This is a genomic window from Intestinibacter sp., assembly GCF_022780145.1.
GTDB lineage: Bacteria > Bacillota > Clostridia > Peptostreptococcales > Peptostreptococcaceae > Intestinibacter.
In genome coordinates this window covers 1-19,021 of record NZ_JALEXO010000019.1, presented here as the reverse complement: position 1 = coordinate 19,021, position 19,021 = coordinate 1, and the positions used below count along the sequence as shown (strand labels likewise).

17 protein-coding genes are annotated in these 19,021 nt (G+C 32.4%); 3 read left to right on the top strand and 14 right to left on the bottom strand.

Annotated features, from left to right (window positions below; translation table 11 throughout):
* Nucleotides 1-2,356 (bottom strand): alpha/beta fold hydrolase (locus tag MR593_RS00765; RefSeq protein ID WP_290685871.1); only part of this gene is annotated, 2,356 nt, incomplete at its 3' end.
* A 217-nt stretch (nt 2,357-2,573) separates the two neighbouring features.
* Here MR593_RS00765 and MR593_RS00760 point away from each other — a divergent pair.
* Together MR593_RS00760 and MR593_RS00755 are read left to right on the top strand one after the other, a co-directional pair.
* Nucleotides 2,574-2,966, top strand: a complete 393-nt coding sequence (locus MR593_RS00760) for a GntR family transcriptional regulator (RefSeq protein WP_290685868.1) — start codon at nt 2,574-2,576, stop codon at nt 2,964-2,966.
* Between the two features lie 75 nt (nt 2,967-3,041).
* Entirely contained in the window at nt 3,042-4,475 is a 1,434-nt protein-coding gene (locus MR593_RS00755) for a PH domain-containing protein (protein ID WP_290685865.1), read from the top strand.
* A 53-nt stretch (nt 4,476-4,528) separates the two neighbouring features.
* Here MR593_RS00755 and MR593_RS00750 read toward each other — a convergent pair whose 3' ends face one another.
* The 9 genes from MR593_RS00750 to MR593_RS00710 form a co-directional block, all read right to left on the bottom strand.
* Nucleotides 4,529-4,834 (bottom strand): DUF1292 domain-containing protein, encoded by a 306-nt coding sequence (locus MR593_RS00750; protein ID WP_290685862.1) that lies wholly within the window; start codon nt 4,832-4,834, stop codon nt 4,529-4,531.
* Nucleotides 4,835-4,962: 128 nt separating this feature from the next.
* A complete protein-coding gene (locus MR593_RS00745) occupies nt 4,963-6,144 on the bottom strand; it encodes an NAD(P)-dependent malic enzyme (RefSeq protein ID WP_290685859.1) in 1,182 nt (393 codons plus the stop codon).
* Nucleotides 6,145-6,316: 172 nt separating this feature from the next.
* Nucleotides 6,317-6,871 (bottom strand): Fe-S-containing hydro-lyase, encoded by a 555-nt coding sequence (locus tag MR593_RS00740; protein WP_290685857.1) that lies wholly within the window; start codon nt 6,869-6,871, stop codon nt 6,317-6,319.
* A gap of 51 nt (nt 6,872-6,922) precedes the next feature.
* Nucleotides 6,923-7,780, bottom strand: coding sequence for a fumarate hydratase (locus MR593_RS00735; RefSeq protein ID WP_442908392.1), 858 nt, complete (start codon nt 7,778-7,780; stop codon nt 6,923-6,925).
* A gap of 230 nt (nt 7,781-8,010) precedes the next feature.
* Entirely contained in the window at nt 8,011-8,847 is an 837-nt protein-coding gene (locus MR593_RS00730; protein WP_290685852.1) for a DegV family protein, read from the bottom strand.
* 312 nt (nt 8,848-9,159) lie between these two features.
* Nucleotides 9,160-9,639, bottom strand: coding sequence for a Cys-tRNA(Pro) deacylase (gene ybaK / locus MR593_RS00725; protein ID WP_290685849.1), 480 nt, complete (start codon nt 9,637-9,639; stop codon nt 9,160-9,162).
* Between the two features lie 15 nt (nt 9,640-9,654).
* A complete protein-coding gene (locus MR593_RS00720) occupies nt 9,655-9,855 on the bottom strand; it encodes a hypothetical protein (RefSeq protein ID WP_290685846.1) in 201 nt (66 codons plus the stop codon).
* A gap of 66 nt (nt 9,856-9,921) precedes the next feature.
* A complete protein-coding gene (locus MR593_RS00715; protein WP_290685843.1) occupies nt 9,922-10,938 on the bottom strand; it encodes a hypothetical protein in 1,017 nt (338 codons plus the stop codon).
* Nucleotides 10,938-12,299 (bottom strand): winged helix-turn-helix domain-containing protein, encoded by a 1,362-nt coding sequence (locus tag MR593_RS00710; protein WP_290685840.1) that lies wholly within the window; start codon nt 12,297-12,299, stop codon nt 10,938-10,940. The genes MR593_RS00715 and MR593_RS00710 overlap by 1 nt, the downstream gene beginning before the upstream one ends.
* A gap of 480 nt (nt 12,300-12,779) precedes the next feature.
* On the opposite strand from MR593_RS00710, the gene MR593_RS00705 reads away from it, so the two are divergent.
* Nucleotides 12,780-13,673, top strand: a complete 894-nt coding sequence (locus MR593_RS00705) for a C40 family peptidase (RefSeq protein ID WP_290685837.1) — start codon at nt 12,780-12,782, stop codon at nt 13,671-13,673.
* A 62-nt stretch (nt 13,674-13,735) separates the two neighbouring features.
* Here MR593_RS00705 and MR593_RS00700 read toward each other — a convergent pair whose 3' ends face one another.
* From MR593_RS00700 to MR593_RS00685, 4 genes are all read right to left on the bottom strand, one after another.
* Nucleotides 13,736-14,317 (bottom strand): hypothetical protein, encoded by a 582-nt coding sequence (locus MR593_RS00700; RefSeq protein WP_290685834.1) that lies wholly within the window; start codon nt 14,315-14,317, stop codon nt 13,736-13,738.
* Nucleotides 14,318-14,358: 41 nt separating this feature from the next.
* Nucleotides 14,359-14,943, bottom strand: coding sequence for a hypothetical protein (locus tag MR593_RS00695; RefSeq protein WP_290685831.1), 585 nt, complete (start codon nt 14,941-14,943; stop codon nt 14,359-14,361).
* Between the two features lie 22 nt (nt 14,944-14,965).
* Nucleotides 14,966-16,816: a hypothetical protein gene (locus MR593_RS00690; RefSeq protein ID WP_290685828.1), complete on the bottom strand. Its 1,851-nt coding sequence runs from the start codon at nt 16,814-16,816 to the stop codon at nt 14,966-14,968.
* Nucleotides 16,817-17,022: 206 nt separating this feature from the next.
* The gene (locus tag MR593_RS00685) at nt 17,023-18,963 is read right to left on the bottom strand and encodes a YgiQ family radical SAM protein (protein ID WP_331474697.1); all 1,941 of its coding nucleotides are present in this window, start codon (nt 18,961-18,963) and stop codon (nt 17,023-17,025) included.
* Between the last annotated feature and the right edge of the window lie 58 nt (nt 18,964-19,021).

Below are 19,021 nucleotides of genomic sequence, written 5' to 3'. Positions count from 1 at the left end.
AAACATAATTTTCTGAAGGTACTAGCTCTGCAGCAGTAGTTATTTTTGTTTTTGTTTGCTTAGTTAATCCACCTACAAGCCCTAATATATCATCACCTAAAACATCTTTTATTGTACTATCAGTAAAAATAAAATTATCGTTATCCTCTAAAATATCCCAGTTCTGCATCTTATTTATTATACCTGGGGCTCCCTCATAAGGAGTTCCACAAGTTACGATTTTATCTACCTTGTCTTCAGATTTATACTTAGACATATAGCTAGATGCAACTATTCCTCCCATAGAATGGCATACTAAATCTACTTTATCCACATCTAATTCATTTATAAACTCTCTCAATTTATCAGCATTATCTGAATTACTTTCCATCCAGTTGTAGCTGAAAAAGTAAACAGGTCTATCAGTAGAATCACATAATGTATCTATGAGATTTTTATAAGCATTTTGTGCCCCATACTCTCTATACTCTATCCCAAAAGAATTTTCATGTTCTTTTAGAAGTTTTTGATTTTGAGGCGGTTTAACATATACAGTTCCTAACAAATCATTAGACAAACCTATAAAAGATTCAGCACTGTTAACTACACCAAATTTAATTCCATATTGTGGATCCCATATAACACTCGTCCTATCATAATCACCATAAAGTGCAGATGAAGAAAATAATCTAGTTCCCATAACTCCAGGAAGTACTATAATAGGATCATCATCTACAGTTTCCTCATATGGATTTAAAACCCTCACTGTACAACTCACAGTAATTCCATCTGATGTTTCTCCAGTAATAGTACATTTTCCTATTTTATCAAAAGTCTTAATTTGTAAATTTATAGTTGTATCGTATGTATCTGATGATTTATTTATATAATTTGTAGCAGAATTTATCTTAGCCACACTTTCATCACTACTTGTCCATGTTATCTCATCAGTACTAATAGTTCTAGAGAAAAAGTTCACATCTATACCACTAGTTGAGCTAGTATAAAACTCATAGCTATCCTTTTCTATTTGAATGCGTGTATCAAAGGCAGCATCATCTATATATTCATAAGGAATATTATTATCTATAGCATAAGTCTCTGATAAAGAATCTCTGTAAACGTACATTGTCAAATTTGTACAATCATCAAACGCAGTATTAGTATAAGAATCACCTATTTTAACTATAGTCTTTGGCATATATATTTCCTTCAAATTAGTGCATCCTTGGAACGCATTTCCACCTATATTCGTTACACCTTGATATAATTTGACACTAGTCAAAGAAATACATCCTCGGAATGTATCTGAGTATATACATGTTATATTTTTAGGAATTACTATACTAGTCAAGTTCTTGCAATAATTGAATGCTTCTGTTCCCAACTCAGTTAACCCCTGTGGCAAAACTACATTATCTAAGCTAATACAATTAGAAAAAGCTCCATAGTCTATAACAGTTACAGTGTCTGGTATATCTATCGTTTCTAATGATGTACACGCACGAAAAGCAAATTGCCCTATATTCTCTAAACCATCTGGTAAATATATTGTCTTCAAATCAAAGCATCCATTAAATGCAGATCTTCCTATAGTTTTAATAGTACTTGGTATAGTAACTTTTTCTAAATTCCAACATGAATCGAATATGCCCCTTGGTATTTCAGTCAATCCCTCAGAAAATATAGCTTCAGATAAAACATCGCATCCACAAAATACACCGCTGCCTATAGTTTTAATAGTACCTGGTATAGTAACACCTACTATATTACAGTTATGAAACGCATAATCACCTAAATTTTCCAATTCGCTTGGTAATTCAACATTTCTTAATCTACTACAATCGTCAAACGCATAATATCCTATAGTAGTTACACTGCTTGGTATGCCTATACCTACTAAATTTGTACATTCATTAAATGCATAGTTCCCTATTTTTGCCAAACTTTCTGGCATTGTAACACTATTTAACTTAGAACATGCTGAGAATGCATACGATCCTATTTCTGTGACTCCATCTGGTATCACAACACTAACTAATGTCTTAGATCCTGCAAATGCAGATTGCCCTATCGTCTTTACATCCTTTCCATCAATTGTAGAAGGAATAACTACTTCAGTATCGCTACCTGTATATTTAGTTATCGATACGCCACCATCTACCTCAGTATACTCAAAATACTCAGAAGCCGTACTCTCCGCCACAGTACTAGCCTCTCCTTCTGCTGAAGCTAGGTCGAAACTACTTACAAGCGATTGATAAATTCCATCCATATCCACAGTCTGTGCATAAGATATAATCTCACCTAGACCGGAGTTAAATACGAAAGAAATTGTAATTGAAAAAATTATTGCCTTTCTTAACCACTTTTTCATTTAAAGTTTTCCCCCTTTTTTTAAAAATTATACCTAACTTTACAAAAAAATTTATTTTTTACAATTTTATGTTATAAGTATAATTTAATTTTGTCGTTAAAACAACATTTTGCAAATTTATTTTTTACAAAAATTTCCTAAAAAATTTATTGTAATTTAGTATTATTTGTATTACTATATATAATACAAAGTTGAATGTTTAAAAGGAGGACCTTATATGATTTTAAAATTAAATTTTGAAAGTGAAATCCCAATTTACGTACAGCTTAGAAACCAAATCGTAATGGCAATCGCGCATGGTGACTTAGTTCAAGGCGAAAAACTACCTACAATAAGACAACTAGCAGAAGATCTTGGCATAAACAACATGACTGTAAACAAATCCTATGCAATGCTCAAGCAAGAGGGCTTTATATCAATCGACAGAAGACATGGAGCCAAGGTAAATCCCATCCTAACTCCCGACTTTGAGTTCAAGGAAAAGCTAGAAGACGACTTATCTCTAATCATTTCTGAGGCCGAAATAAGGGGCATAAAAAAGGATGAATTTATGAAGATATGCGAAAATATTTTCAACTCGATGAAGAGCTTGAAAGCAGAAAAAGAATAAATTAACGAAAAATTTTCTAATATCATGTTTAAAAAAATTAAAATAGTAAATACTTAAGGAAAGGTGGTTATCCCAATGTTATTCAGAGTCATTATGGCTTCATGTGTTTTTATAGTGTTCATAACTATATACGCTACACTACACTCTGCATATAAACCTAGCAAAAATATGTTTATGGCTGTAACTTTGCCCTCACAAGTATTAGAAGGCGAATTTGTAAAAAGCATCCAAAAGGAATTTAAATCTCTTTGCAATAAAATCTACCTAGCTATGATTTTAACTGCAATCCCAGTTATTTTTCCATTTTGGATTTTTGAAAATACTACTGTTTATATACTTTATATAATGGTTTGGAGTTTATTTTTCTCATACTACGGTTCTACCGTACCATTTAAGAAGATGAACCGCAAAGTCAAAGCTGAGAAACGCAAAAATCAATGGTTTGTCGGCGAGAAAAAGGTCGTTTACTGCGATACTAAGACGACTTTACTTAAAAGTTCTATGCCTATTAGCGATAAATATTTTTTAATTCCTTTATTGATAAATATTTTGGTATTAGTTATATGCTTTAAGAATTTTTCGAGTGAAAATATTGCCTTTTTAATAATTTCAGTTTTAAACTTTGCGTTTGTTATGTTTCTATTTTACACAGCAAAGGGTTCAAACAAAAGCAAGCTTAAAACCTACAGCACAGATTCTGAAGTCAACTTGATACTAAATAAAGCAGAAAAAAGAATGTTTTCAATCTATTTTTTAATAAATGCTATTTTTGAATCTATTACACTTTTAGTCATGTACCTTGTGCTATTAGATTACATAGATATCAAATTCTTCGATGTAATAATGATATCTATAGTCATACTATCATTTACAATAGCTATGGGATTTGTATATATCAAAAGAAAAATGTCTAGCTTAGAAGAAGAATTAATGGAGAAAAAAAATTACGAAGAAATTATTGTAGACGATGACGACTACTGGATCGACGGTATCTACTACTACAATCCTAACGACACTAGCACGACTGTGTCTAGTCGTTTTGGATACGGTATGACATATAATCTAGCTACAAAACACGGTAATTTCATGGGCAAAAAACTAGATAAAATCGTATTAATCGCTACATTTGTAATTATTGTAATTTTAATGGTTCCTATTGAATTTGCAAACAGCAAAATTACACTTAGCGCAACTGAGCCTAATATTAGTATTTCCGCTTTTCCTTATTCTTATGAATTAAATTACGAGGATATCGAAAGCATTACTATAACTGACGAGCCTATTTCCTTCAGACTTAGAACTAATGGTATAGGAACTGACGAAAAGCTAATTGGAAACTTCAAAAGCGACAAATACGGCAAATGCAGAGTCTATCTTTACCCAAAGGATAACTCTGAATACATAGTAGCCAAACTAAAAAACAGCAAATTTGACTACTTAATATACAACACAAAGGACAAAGCATATACACAAAAAGCTTACACAAAAATATTAAACAACATAAAATAATAAACGGGGCATTATAACAACACCGTATAATGCCCCATTTGTATCTCAATAAATTAAATATCGTTACTATTTATAAACTTTTCAAATAACACCTTACATTTATCCATAAGAGCTGCACATTCCTCCTCCTTCAAATGGACTAAAAGCTCACCATGATCGCTATCCTTTATCTTAAAAACTAAAATTTCTTCCTCATCCTCTTCATCACTGTAAATTTTCTTCTGAACAGGTGATAACATAATGTAGTTTTCGCCATCAATCTCTATTGAAAATATTTTTTCGAAAGTAGTCTCAACGCCATCTTGATCCCATAAAACAATTGTATTTTCATCCATAAATAATCTCCTCAAATCTATCATATATTAAAAATTGTACCCTTTATAAATTCTATGTTTTTACAGCTAAAAATATGTTTTACGCAATCAAAAAAACTGCTACACAAACTAAAGTTCATGTAACAGTTTTTACTTTCAATTATAAAATTTTACTATATTCTAGCAACGCCAGTATCTCTAGCTGCTTTAGCAACTGCTGCAGATACTTCTTTACCAACACGTGGATCAAATGCATCTGGTAATACGAATTCTGTAGTTAATTCTTCGTCTTTGATTATTCCAGCTATTGCATAAGCTGCGGCAACCTTCATAGCTTCGTTGATTTCGCTAGCTCTAACATCTAAAGCTCCTCTGAATATTCCAGGGAAAGCAAGAACGTTGTTTACTTGGTTAGGGAAATCTGAACGTCCAGTACCAACTATAAATGCTCCACCTTCTTTAGCTTCATCAGGGAATATTTCTGGAGTTGGATTAGCCATAGCGAATACTATTGATTTTTCTGCCATAGTAGCTACCATTTCTTTTGTAACCATGTTAGGTCCAGAAACACCTATAAATACGTCTTTTCCTTTTAATACATCAGCTAATGAACCTGATTGGTCGTTTTTATTAGTTACCTTTAGCATTTCTTCTTGAGCCCAGTTTAAACCTTCTGATTTAGAATAGATTGCTCCCTTTCTATTACATAAAACTATGTCTTTTACGTTTAAGTTAAGTAACATTTTTGCTATTGCCATACCTGCAGAACCAGCACCATTTATTACGATTTCTAGGTCTTCTAATTTTTTACCAGCAAGCTTTGCAGCATTTATTATACCAGCTGAAACTATTATTGCAGTACCATGTTGGTCATCGTGGAAAACTGGTATATCTAATTCTTCCTTTAATCTATTTTCTATTTCTATACATCTTGGAGAGTTTATATCTTCTAGGTTGATTCCACCAAATACTGGCGCTATTAATTTTACTGTTCTAACTATTTCATCTATATCCATAGTGTCTACACATATTGGGAATGCATCGACACCTGCGAATTCCTTAAATAATATTGATTTACCTTCCATAACTGGTATAGCAGCAGATGCTCCTATATTTCCAAGTCCAAGAACTGCTGTACCATCACTTACTACTGCAACCATATTTGATTTGCAAGTGTATTTGTAAACATCGTCTTTGTTTTCTTTTATTTTTAAGCATGGAGCTGCTACCCCTGGAGTATAAGCTGTAGATAAATCATCCTTAGTTGAAACTCCTACTTTACTTTTTATGCTTACTTTTCCTACATTTTCCTCATGCATTTTTAATGCTAATTCATTAAAGTCTTTCTTTGCCATGTTTTTCCTCCAAATTTCATCTCAAATATATTTTTTATAAGAAAATCTTTATCCTAAAGATCCATAATGTTGATTTTTAAGCACTTGGCGTAGCAAGTGCGATAACCTTTTTGAAATGCATGACGGAAATTATATTTATCCAAAATTTCAAAGGAATATAATTTCCTATGCATTATAAATTTATTTCTCTTTCGAATTCTTTTCTCTTATTGTAGATATTATTGCCTTGGCAATCTATAGCTACTATTAATTGTAGATCCTCTACTTCAAGTCTTCTAACAGCTTCTGCTCCTAAATCATCATAAGCTATTACTTCACATTTTTTGATTGAGTTAGATATGTAAGCTCCTGCACCGCCGATAGCAGCTAGGTAAACGGCCTTGTATTTTTTCATGCCTTCTACTACGACGTCGTTTCTCTTTCCTTTTCCTATCATTATTTTTAGACCTTTTTCTAAAAGAGGAACTGTTAAATCGTCCATACGATAGCTTGTTGTAGGCCCTGCTGAACCGATTATTTCACCTGGTTTATTTGGCGCTGGTCCAACGTAGTAAATAGCTTGACCATTCACATCAAAAGGAAGCTCTTTTCCTTCATTTAGTGCAGCCACCATTCTCTTATGAGCTTGATCTCTTCCTGTATATAAAACGCCGCTTATCTTCACGACATCACCACATTTTAATTTTTCAATATCTTCATTTGTACATGGAGTTTTTAATTCTATCATAATTTATCCCCCTTATAAAAGCATTCTTCGTATCTATTTATTTAAAAAATCCTATAAAATCACGCTCTTATGTCTTGATGCATGACAATTTATATTAACAACAACTGGAAGTCCTGCTATATGAGTTGGGAAAGTTTCTATATTTACAGCAAGAGCAGTAGTTCTTCCACCTAATCCTTGAGGTCCTATTCCTAAGTTATTTACAGCTTCCAACATTTCCTTTTCTAAATCTGCTATAAATGGGTCTGCGTTGTGTTCTCCAATTTCTCTAGTTAGAGCCTTTTTAGCAATTTGAGCGCACTTGTCTACTGTTCCACCTATTCCAACGCCTACAACTATCGGTGGACATGGGTTTGGACCAGCTTCAGATACAACATCTACTATAAATCTCTTGATTCCATCTAATCCATCAGATGGCTTTAACATCTTCAATTGGCTCATATTTTCACTACCAAATCCCTTTGGTGCGTATACTATCTCAAGCTTATCTCCCTTGACCATATCGTAGTGAATTACGGCTGGAGTGTTGTCTTGAGTGTTTTTTCTAGTAATTGGGCTTACTACAGATTTTCTAAGATATCCTTCTGTATATCCAAGACTTACACCTTTGTTTATAGCTTCTGTCAAAGTATCTCCTTCTATTCTGACATCTTGGCCTACCTTGACAAAGAATACAGCCATTCCTGTATCTTGACATATTGGAACTTCTTTTTCACATGCTATTTTTGCATTTTCTATTAAAATATTTAAAACATCTTTTCCTAGATCGCTTTCTTCTTTTTCTAGATTTTGCTTAAAACAATCTACAACATCTTGACCTAAGAAAATATTTCCTTCTATACATAAACGTTTCACTTCTTCGGTAATTTGAGCAGAATTAATAACCTTCAAACGAACATACCTCCCCATTATTTTATAATTATTCGTCTTTCTATCTTAACATTATTTAGTCCAGAAAACAAGTTTTTTGAAAATTTCTGTCTGATGCCTCCACAATTATTATAACTATATTATTTCTAATTTTTAAATTATTATACATATATGTAAAAATTTATTTAATAATTCCCGTCTCTTATGATAAGAAACTATTTTTCAACAAAATAAAAATAGACCCTATGCATTGAGTCTATTAAATATCATTATTTACCTATATAAGATATGCCAAATGCTCCAGGTCCTACATGTGTACCTATTATAGCACCTATTTCTCTAGTTGCTTCTTCACCTAATTCGAACTTTGGCTTACAGCTATCCTTAAAATCATCTAAATTTTTGATTATTCTAGTATATCCAAATTCAACACAGTGATTTTCATCTGGAATATTTTCTTGCATATAATCTACCATAAATTTTATAGATTTTTTGTGTCCTCTAGTCTTTGCAAGTACTTCGACAGCACCATCTACAACTGATATTACAGGAGTTATACCAAGAACTCCACCTACTAATGCAGATGTAGCAGATAGTCTACCCCCCATTTTTAAATATTTAAGGGTGTCCATTACAGCCACTAATTTTACTCTTTTTACAAGTTCCTCTACTTCTGATGCTATTTCTACTGCAGTCTTGCCTGCATCTCTCAACTTAACAGCCTCTCTGATAAGTACTGCCAATCCAAGGCTGGCGTTTTTTGAATCTACAATATGTATCTTATCAGTTTCAATCATTTGAGACGCTATCACAGCTGATTGATATGTGCCACTTAATTTTGATGATAAGAATATCCCTACTATTTCATCCCCAGCATCTATAAATTTTTCAAAAACTTCTACAAATCCAGCTGGATTCATTTGTGAAGTCTTAGGTAATTCTTCAGCCTCTTCAAGTCTTTTATAAAATTCATCATGAGTTATATTGACACCATCTAAAAAGCTCTCTTCCCCAAATGCAACGTGTAAAGCCACTAATTCTATACCTAATCTCTCAGCTTCTTCTCTAGTTATATCACTCGAACTATCTGTTATTATGCGTATCATAAAAATAATTCCTCCCACCACGACATCTAATTTATTACATTTATTTCTATACTATTTTTATATTAACTGTATATGTATTTATTCCCATATAAACTTTCTATTATCCTACTTCTATATTAACTTTATGTGTATTATATCCACTTTGTAATTTTATATACATCTCGAAAAATAATTTTATAACAATTTTTATTTATAAGTCAATAGTAATTTGAATATCAAAATATTTGTTTTTCAATTTGTTGCAAATGAAAAGGGATATTTAAAACTAGAAAAATCTATTTTAAATATCCCTTTTCGACGTTTATATTAAATTTAATGTATCACATCTGCGTACTTAAAATTAGTAACCTTTTGCAAATCCTCAGGCTTCAGCTCAATTTGATGTCCTATTTTACCAGCGCTGACTATTATAGTATCCAAATCCTTTGCCTTTTCATTTACAAATGTACCATATAATTTTTTCATACCTACAGGAGAGCACCCTCCTCTAATATAGCCTGTAACCTTGTTTATATCCTTGACATGAATCATTTCGACGCTTTTTTCACCAGCTGCTTTTGCCGCCTTTTTAAGGTCTAAATTTTGGTCGACTGCTATTACAAAAACATAGTATTCCTTGCTGTGACCTTGCACTACCAAGGTTTTATAGACTTGCTCTACATCTCTACCTATAGCATTTGCGACGGTGATTCCGTCTACATGCTCACCATCTGTTTTATATGAATGTGTCTCGTAATTTATTTTATTCGAATCTAAAATTCTCATCGCATTTGTCTTTACTTTTTTTGCCATTTATATCCACCTCTATTATTTTACCTCATCTGTAGTTTTTCTAAAGCTTAATTTAAAATAAGCTATAGCTCCAACCACAAATGATAAAATTGTAATTATCGCATGTACTATATTTGTTCTAATTGAAACAAAATACACAGCCACTGCGCAATAAATTATACCCATAATTATGTACATTATTCCATCTAATAAGTTATTTGTTTTAAATTTAAACATATAAAGCACCTCCTAGCAATGTGCAATTCTATATATAAACATTTATAGTTTCATACTTTATGAAACCTAAATTAAATAGTCTTCACCCATTTCTTGATCAAATCTTTTCTGTAAATTATACCCCTCCAAAAGCATAGACACAACCTTTTGTTTTACATCTTCGGGTTCTAATATTGTAGCATAAATTCCAAGTTTTAGTATTTTTTTTATGACATTTTCTTCATCAAATTTATAATATTTAACTTCTAAAATATAGTAATCCTCCATCTTAAACGATTTTTTATCGTAAGCAGAAAATAAAAAATGAGCCCTTTCCACTGTATTACTACTAAATGTTGGTGTATCACTATTAAACGCCGGAATAATTTGTAGCTTCAATGTGACCATCTGATTGCTTAATTCCCTCTTAAAAAATTCTCTCTTTCCAATAGCGTCTACTTCCTTTTGTAACTGGATTAGATCCTCATCTAAGTCTTCAAAAAACTCTATATCCTCTATACTATCTAAATCTATATAAAAAAGCTCTCTCTTCTCTATACAGTAAACAGACAGCTTGAACCTGTTCTCTCTCACAAGATAGCTAAGCTTAAATGGCATCCCTATATGCTCGTATTTCTCTCCATTATGAGTAAATCTATATTTTATAAATTTATTATATCTAAAAGAGCATACTATAACCTTAATAAATCTCTCGTCTATATGATATTCATTTTTTAAATCCATTGTAAACAAAGGCTCTACATCCTGCAATTTATCTTCTAGCTTCAAAATGATATCCTCATCTAGAAACAACCTCGCCATATCGTCCTTTATTATTGATTTTAGCCAGCGTTTCTCTAAAACAGTCGGATTTATAGGAATTTTTTTATCAGTAAACATAGGCTTAAAGTCCGCACCCATTATACCATAAGGATTTTCGCTATATCCAAGCACATTTTTTATAAAATCCTCATCTGCAATTTTTGTGTCCATTAGAAGCTTTTCTACTTCTTCATCCGTAAATTTTCTGCCATCGACAGCTTGATTCATTATTCTTGTCAAAACTATAAATAATTTGTTTTTATATGTATTAAAATACTCCATTATTTAAATACCCCATATCTTCTTAATAACTTGTTTCTTTCATCTTGAAACTGCTCATTCATTTCCTTATTTAAAACTACAACATGCCCTTCAAATGTCCTAAACCAAGGAATTAATTCAGATGTTTCTATCAAACTTATTGTAAATAAGTATTTTCCATCGCCTATTTTATCTAAAGTAGCCCATTTTTTCTCCCTCAAAAGTCTTTCATATAGATCTCTGTCATTTACCTCATCTATGTAAAAAATAGCCTGTACTGTCTCCTCCTCTAGAGTTCTAGTCTTTTCAGGTGGAATGGAACAGTTCCACATATTTAATCTTTGGTTTAAATCTACATCAGCTAAATTTTTAGGCTTCTTCTTAAGTGGTTTAACTGATTTTATTTTGTCGACCCTAAAAATTATGTACTCATCTGTGACTAGGTTATTTTCATCTATACCCCTAGTCATCACAAATAATCTTCCATATAATTGGTCTATTATCTTGTACAAATAACAAACCTTTAGCTTAACCCTGTAATTATCTATCTCAACAAATCTGTTTCTTTCTATATTAAACAAAACTATTTCATCTAAAATACTGTGTATTTGATTGCCTGAAAAATAATACCAATCCCTATATACTTCTTCATTGTCGTAGTAATTTAAATTCATTATATCCAGATCACTTTTCAATGTTTCCTGTAAATAATATCCAGGAACCTTATAAGGTGCTATTTCAGAATAAAAAATAGCTAGATTTAAGATTGCCTCCTTCTGACCCAAGGAAAAACCTTCAAAAAATTCCTCCTTTGATTTATATAGATATCTTTTACCATCTTTCACTCTATCTATCAAGCCCTCTTTTAACAATTTTTTTAGATGTCTCTCCATAGTAGTGGAGCTTGCTATATCGTCAGTTTGACTTGTTTTGCCGTTGATATAGCTCATTGTTTCGTACTCATTTAAAATATCGTCCATACTCATAGGGCCCTGATTTAAAATTTCTAAAATAAAAAAATACAGTATCAAATCAAAATCCTGAAAATTTTTTATAAAATACGCTTGAGATAAAAAATTCTTTGAATAAATAACTGCATCGTAGCATAATCCGACATATTTTCTATTTTTTTCGTAATTATCCTTGCAATTTTCTTCAAAGATATTCTTAATTCTACGTTTTTCAGCTCTAAGCTTTCTCTCAGAAACCTTAAAAATCTCATTATTATTATAAGAGCTGTAAATGTATATAATCCTAACAATATCTCTTATTTTATTAAAGCTATCTATCAAAATACTATTTTTCTCGTTACATTGCTTTGTAACTTTATTTTTTGATTGTTTTTTAACTTTCCTTTTACTGCTAATCAACTTGCCTTCCAATTAATAAACCTTCCTTTAAACTGTACTTTTCTAAATATTATATCACTTAATTTATCAATTGTTTACACAAAAAATGACTGCAAAGCGGTTATTTAAAACCACCCCACAGCCTTTATATAAAGCCAATAGCCCTCACTCCATTGACCCTATACCGATTTTACTTAAACCTATTATTAATTTATAATTCCCTCAGTTTAAATTATTAATTGGATTTCCCGTTAACTTGTTAGCTGTCCCTCGTTAACTTCGTACTTTTATATTATATTATTTAATTATTTTTATCTCCCCAAAAAACGTGCCGTAGTCCGATGCTTTTTCATTTGTCTTGTATTTATATTTTTTTATGTATATTTATAAATGTAAAATTTATATTTTTAATCGTTTTATTTTTATAAAATTTATATTTTTTTACATAATTTTCATCATTTTGGCCATAATACATATAAATAACTGATTATATATTTAGAAAGGAGATAAATTATGGAATTTTTTAAAGGACTATTTTCACATATACAACCTATTTTTGCAGTATTATTTTCTGTTGTACTTTTTAACGCAATCATTCTACCTAATAACCCGACATATGCCCAAGCGGATGATATTCAAGCTATAAACATCTTCTTCGACGATACCAAAGCCTCTACCTTAGATCAAACTTTTAAATGTATTGACGATAGATACTACTATTTCAAAGACGGCAAAGTGCAATACGGCATGTTAAACATAGCAAATGACACATATTACGCACACCCTAAAAACGGCTATTTGCTAAAAGGTCTACAATCGATAGGCGAAAAAATTTATTATTTCGATCAAAACAACTATAAAATGAAGAAAAATAGCTCTATTACAATCTCTAATTTATGCTTTAATTTTGACCAAAATGGAATCTGTACGTCTATCAAGGCGATTTCCGATGATAAAAGGACTAAGCTACTAGAATATGCCTTCCAAAAAATAGGAACTCCATATGGAACTCAAGATGGCGAGCTAAGATGCAACTCATTTGCGAGTGATGTCTACTCTAAAGTAGGAATTGACTATCTCCAAAACAAAAGAAGCTTCGAACAGGCGAAAATCTGCCTAAATTTAGGCTGCGATATAAATGAAGACGAGCTCAAGCCAGGTGATTTAATATTTTTCAATAACTACAAATGCAAAAATGGAAAGGACTGCCCTAGAATAGACGGCATCTACCATATTCACCATGTAGCAATTTACGTGGCTCCGGGCATTTTAATAGAAGCTACCTCAACTGTAGCAAACGGTCATCCAGGTGTCAGAGTGACTAGCTTTGAGCCAGATAGACCTAGATTAAGTCGCTGCCCTATTTTATATGCAAATTTAATCGATGGAGTATCAAAAGATAAATAAAAACCACAAAAGCCCCTATACAAATACTTCTATATTTATATAGGGAGCCTTTTTAATTCAGACTAATTTGATGGTGTAACTTGATCTGATGCTGTCTTTAATTGTGCATATGCTGGATGTGTCGAATCCATTTCCCATGCAGTTTCAAATACACCGTATTTAGCCTGTACCATTTCTGCTGTTATTTTAGCTTTTATGTATTGATCTTGGTATTGATTTAAATCTTCGCCAGTTTCAGTGCCAAACTTTATATCACTGGCAAATTGCAATACACCTGTAGATTGATCTACTGTTTTTGTATAGTAATAGTATCCATCGTTTCCATTAACCCAATTTTTATCAACACCTTCTACTATACCTATATCCACTGGTGTAGTATCATCACCACAAAAAGTTTCAACCTTCACTCTCAATAAACTAGGCGCTGTAGATTTAATATCAAACCCAATCGTATCACAAATCTTATCTCCAGGAACTAGCTTTTGATCTGCTGAGATATTTTCTATACTTATACCACCATTTACTGTAAGTGTCTGCTTAGATACCTGATCATTGCCATCCCATCTAAAATAATTAAAACCAAATCCTATAACTGGTACTAAAATCACGACTAATGCTATTAGAAACTTCTTCTTTTTATTCATATAAAACCTCCCAAATTCTTAACAACACAAAATGTAAAAACTTACCATGAATTACTATAATCTCCATACTTGCTCTGCATAGATTCCACTCTGACGACAACTTGAAATTGTTTATCTCTAAGTTCTATCCTCTCCCCTCTAGTCAAGTTTAATTTTATACCCGAAATAAGTTTGTTTTCTAAACTACCGCCTTCCTTCATAGATTTTTTATAATAATAATATCCGTCACTCGCTCTTTCCCAATAAAGTGAATTCAGGATATCACTGTTATCATTTACATATTGAATTTTGCAGGAGGAATTATTTAATTTGTATGCAATGTTTGAATCATTTTCATCTACAACGATTGGAAGCACTGCAATTCTGATAAAAATATCGCATTCACTATTGTTAATCACATCAAAATCGATATTTACAACAGTTTGCTGATCTAGACTCTCCCCCAATAATTCATCGAACTTAATTTCTCGATTTTGAACAGACTCATCTCCAATCGAAAAATCGATTTTGCAGGTCTGAACCTGAGTATTTGTCTCTTTTGAAAATTTATTGAAAAACATTGCTTCTAGATAGCTATAATTAAAAATCAAAATCACAACTACCACTATAAAAAAAGCTTTTTTCATCTTATCACCTTGGTTTCTTTTACTATTTAAAGCTTAGGCTCACACTTTCTTGATTATTTTTATAAAAATAAGGATTGTTTTTCTTCTTGAGTTTGATTTGTATATTTTTTTCGTAATTTGTTGAATTTAGGCTTACTTTATTTTGAATTGAACTCGAATATGTATCTGTATCTACAACTTGATAATCCTGTGGCACTATTAAATTTATATCATACTCACTTAGAGATAAATCGTTTAATTTGCAGGTTTGTCCTGGTTTTATCAATAAATTTGCAAAATCGTCGCTACTGCTTATATTTAACATAAAGCTCGTATCATCTAGATTTTCTCCTTCCACTGAACAAGATATATTTAAACACCCAAATGCACTACTTACTGGAATTCTAATCCTTTTTTCCCTCACCGATGACGAACCAGTTTCCAATTTTTTACTGTCTATATAAGTCAATTCATCTCTTATATAATTTAATGTCGCCACACTTTCTATGTACACGTACTTATCCTTGCAGTTTTGTTGTGTAATCTTGTAATTTATGTCATCTGACATTATAGTCATCTTTTGTCCTGGATTTATACTTTTTAGCTCGTCTATTGTATATTGATTTGAAAAATCTTGGTTTATATAACACCTTGTTTTAGAAGTTATATCTTGATTATCGTAAAATACATCATTTCCATTTATTTCAAGTGGCAATTGTGAATTTATCTTCATCGTCAAATCTAGATTATTTAATGTTATAGTCGATTTGTTTTCTACATCTATTCTCAAATATACTTTTTCATCTTTTTTAGGAAGGTAATTTTCGTCAAAATAAACAATTTCTTCATTCTCATATTTGTAAAATTGTGCACTTATATTTATTTTAGGGCTTTCGATTATATACAGATTGAGCTTTGAAAATCCATTAGAGTTATTTAATGACGCTTTGCTTATTATAATATTTCCTATCAATATATCTATTGTATTTTCACCAGATTTTAGGTTATTGAGTATCTCACAATCCAATAGTCCACTTTGGTCTAACACGTTTGTATCCACATGGTTTCCATCTGTGTGATTTGAAAGCTCATTATGATATTCATTTTTACAATAATTAGAGCCAGCTGTATATTTATAATCACTACGTGTACTGTTTAGATAATATTGAATCAAAGTAGATTTACTCGTATAATTTATAGATGTCGGTTTTTCATTGACAAAAACACTTATAATATCGTTATATGGTATTATTAGCTCAAATCCATAATCATTATCAGCAGGTATACCCAGCAACATGTGTGCATCCCTTGACTTTATCTTTTGAAGCTGCTCGTACGATAGGTTAAACTTTCCACTGATCATCCTCCACTCGATTGCTGTCTTTTTATCATCGACACTTGTCCATAGATTCCAAGTAACTGTCCCATTTTCTGACCACACTACGGGTGTATCTGATTTTAAATAAGCAGATAATTGCTCTATATTATACCTCAAGAGTGAAGAAGTCCCAGTATTTACAATAGTTCTCAAGACTTTATTGCCAGTTATACTCGCTTGAACGATATCTTCTGTTGTTTCTTCACTAATCTCAGTATTTTCTTGGCTAACATCTATACCTTCTTCACTATTCTCAGCACTTTCCTGGCTAACGACAGATGTACTACCATTTAACAACGGTATACTACTGAGGTTCCACTTATCATCATACAATCCGTCTATAGCTTGTACATCATCAATCGAAACATTCTGATTAAGCTCGACCAAATCAACATGAGAGTTGAGCTTTTTCTCATAATCTCCAATCTCATCCACCTCTCTAGTCTTGACCCAATCACTTATTTCAACCTCAGTAACCCCAACAGGTAAATTCCTCTGTGCCTCTATTTTCTGCAAATTATCGTAGGTGACATACACAATTATAGTCACCACAAAAAGAATCAATGCAGATTTTATCTTCGATTTAATTTGAAACACCTCTTTTCTTTTGATTAATTTTCTGACAAGCTTAATTTATTTTATTCCGATACTGTATTATTTATTCTATTTTTTAACAAAAAAACTAGATAAATCATATAAATGAATTTATCTAGCTTCACTTTCTATCTAGGTCTTCTCTTTGACTTTGAGTTTCTTGTATTTTTTAAATTTTTATTAGAAGATGATTTTTTCGATTTTGAATTTCTTCCTTGAGAACTTCTATTAGGGCCTCTAGAAGGCTTACTTTTGCTATGTCCAAAATTCTCACCTCTAGGTTTTATCAAGCATCTAGGGCCATATCCTATTAAATCCTCTCTACCAGCCTTGACAAGCGCCTCGTGAACTAAATCGTAATTTCGAGGCTGGCTAAACTGTAAAAGTGCCCTCTGCATAGCCTTCTCTTCTCTAGATTTAGGCACATAAACTGGCTTCATAGTTCTAGGATCTAGCCCTGTGTAGAACATCGTAGTCGATAAAGTCCCCGGCGTTGGGTAGAAATCCTGAACTTGCTCCGGTTGGTAATGTATATCTCTCAAATACTCAGCCAATTCTATCGCGCTATCTAATGTTGAGCCTGGATGAGATGACATTAAATAAGGTATCAAATACTGATTCATTCCAAGCTGTCTATTTATATCAAAGAATTTTTGTCTGAATTTCTCATAAGTCTCTCCAGCTGGTTTTTGCATGTAGTAAAGGACCTCCTCAGCTACGTGCTCTGGAGCTACCTTTAGCTGTCCACTTATATGGTGCTTGATTAATTCTCTTAAAAACTTGTTGTCCTTATCAGCCATCACATAGTCGTATCTTATACCCGAACGCACGAATACCTTCTTGACTCCTGGAAGACTTCTGACCTTTCTAAGCAAATTTATATAATCTGTGTGGTCTACCTTTAAATTTTTACAAGGTGATGGATCCAAGCATTGTCTATTTTTACATGCGCCCTTTGTAATTTGCTTATTACAAGCAGGTCCCCTAAAGTTAGCAGTCGGTCCACCTACATCATGAATATAACCTTTAAAATCAGGCATTTGAGTTATCTCCTTTGCCTCCTCTAGGATAGACTCATGACTTCTACTTTGGACTGCCCTACCTTGATGGAAGGTTATAGCACAGAATGAGCACGCTCCGAAGCATCCTCTGTTACTCACTATACTGAATTTCACTTCATTAATAGCAGGAATTCCGCCCATATCCTCGTAAATCGGATGATAAGTTTTCGCATATGGAAGTGCGTAAACTTCATCTAACTCCTCTCTATTTAGAGGTTTTTCCGGTTTGTTTTGGACTAAGTATTTGACTCCGTGCTGCTGCACGATTATCTTACCTCTAAATGGGTCCTGTTCATCAGATTGAATCTTAAAAGCTTCGGCGTACTTTCTCTTGTCAGTGCTTACCTCCTCCATTGAAGGCACAACTACATAGTCTCCATAGACTTCATCCAAGCTATCAGCTAAGTAACAAGTCCCGTCTATAAAGCTTATATACTTAGGGTCAAATCCGTTATTTAAGGCATCTGCAACATTTACGATTTGTTTTTCTCCCATTCCAAAAATTAACAAATCAGCTCCAGAGTCTACCAATATAGAATTTCTAACTCTGTCGCTCCAATAATCATAGTGTGCAAATCTTCTAAGACTCGCCTCAATCCCTCCTATAACTATAGGCACATGCTTATAAGCCTCGCGTATCTTATTGCAGTAAACAATCGTAGCCCTATCTGGTCTATATCCCATCTTGCCCCCTGGAGAATACAGATCCCTGTCTCTCGCTCTCTTACTGACAGAATAATGATTTACCATAGAATCCATATTACCAGCATTTACCAAAAACCCCAGTCTAGGCTTACCAAGTCTCATAAAATCCTCTGTAGTCTTCCAATTCGGCTGAGCTATTATCCCTACTTTATAACCAGCCTTCTCAAGCACTCTAGAAATTATCGCAGTACCAAAGCTATGATGATCCACATATGCATCAGCAGTCACTATTACAAAATCTAACTCATCCCATCCTCGTTCCTCCATGTCGGCCTTACTTATGGGTAAAAATTTATTATTCACTATCTCACCACTTTCTATACACAAAATAAATTATCTATTTTAAAATCAACTCGACTTA

Coding starts and splice junctions, on each gene's coding strand:
- MR593_RS00760 (WP_290685868.1), top strand. CDS start 2,574: ATGATTTTAAAATTAAATTTTGAAAGTGAAATCCCAATTTACGTACAG.
- MR593_RS00755 (WP_290685865.1), top strand. CDS start 3,042: ATGTTATTCAGAGTCATTATGGCTTCATGTGTTTTTATAGTGTTCATA.
- MR593_RS00750 (WP_290685862.1), bottom strand. CDS start 4,834: ATGATAGATTTGAGGAGATTATTTATGGATGAAAATACAATTGTTTTA.
- MR593_RS00745 (WP_290685859.1), bottom strand. CDS start 6,144: ATGGCAAAGAAAGACTTTAATGAATTAGCATTAAAAATGCATGAGGAA.
- MR593_RS00740 (WP_290685857.1), bottom strand. CDS start 6,871: ATGATAGAATTAAAAACTCCATGTACAAATGAAGATATTGAAAAATTA.
- MR593_RS00735 (WP_442908392.1), bottom strand. CDS start 7,780: ATGGGGAGGTATGTTCGTTTGAAGGTTATTAATTCTGCTCAAATTACC.
- MR593_RS00730 (WP_290685852.1), bottom strand. CDS start 8,847: ATGATACGCATAATAACAGATAGTTCGAGTGATATAACTAGAGAAGAA.
- ybaK (WP_290685849.1), bottom strand. CDS start 9,639: ATGGCAAAAAAAGTAAAGACAAATGCGATGAGAATTTTAGATTCGAAT.
- MR593_RS00720 (WP_290685846.1), bottom strand. CDS start 9,855: ATGTTTAAATTTAAAACAAATAACTTATTAGATGGAATAATGTACATA.
- MR593_RS00715 (WP_290685843.1), bottom strand. CDS start 10,938: ATGGAGTATTTTAATACATATAAAAACAAATTATTTATAGTTTTGACA.
- MR593_RS00705 (WP_290685837.1), top strand. CDS start 12,780: ATGGAATTTTTTAAAGGACTATTTTCACATATACAACCTATTTTTGCA.
- MR593_RS00700 (WP_290685834.1), bottom strand. CDS start 14,317: ATGAATAAAAAGAAGAAGTTTCTAATAGCATTAGTCGTGATTTTAGTA.
- MR593_RS00695 (WP_290685831.1), bottom strand. CDS start 14,943: ATGAAAAAAGCTTTTTTTATAGTGGTAGTTGTGATTTTGATTTTTAAT.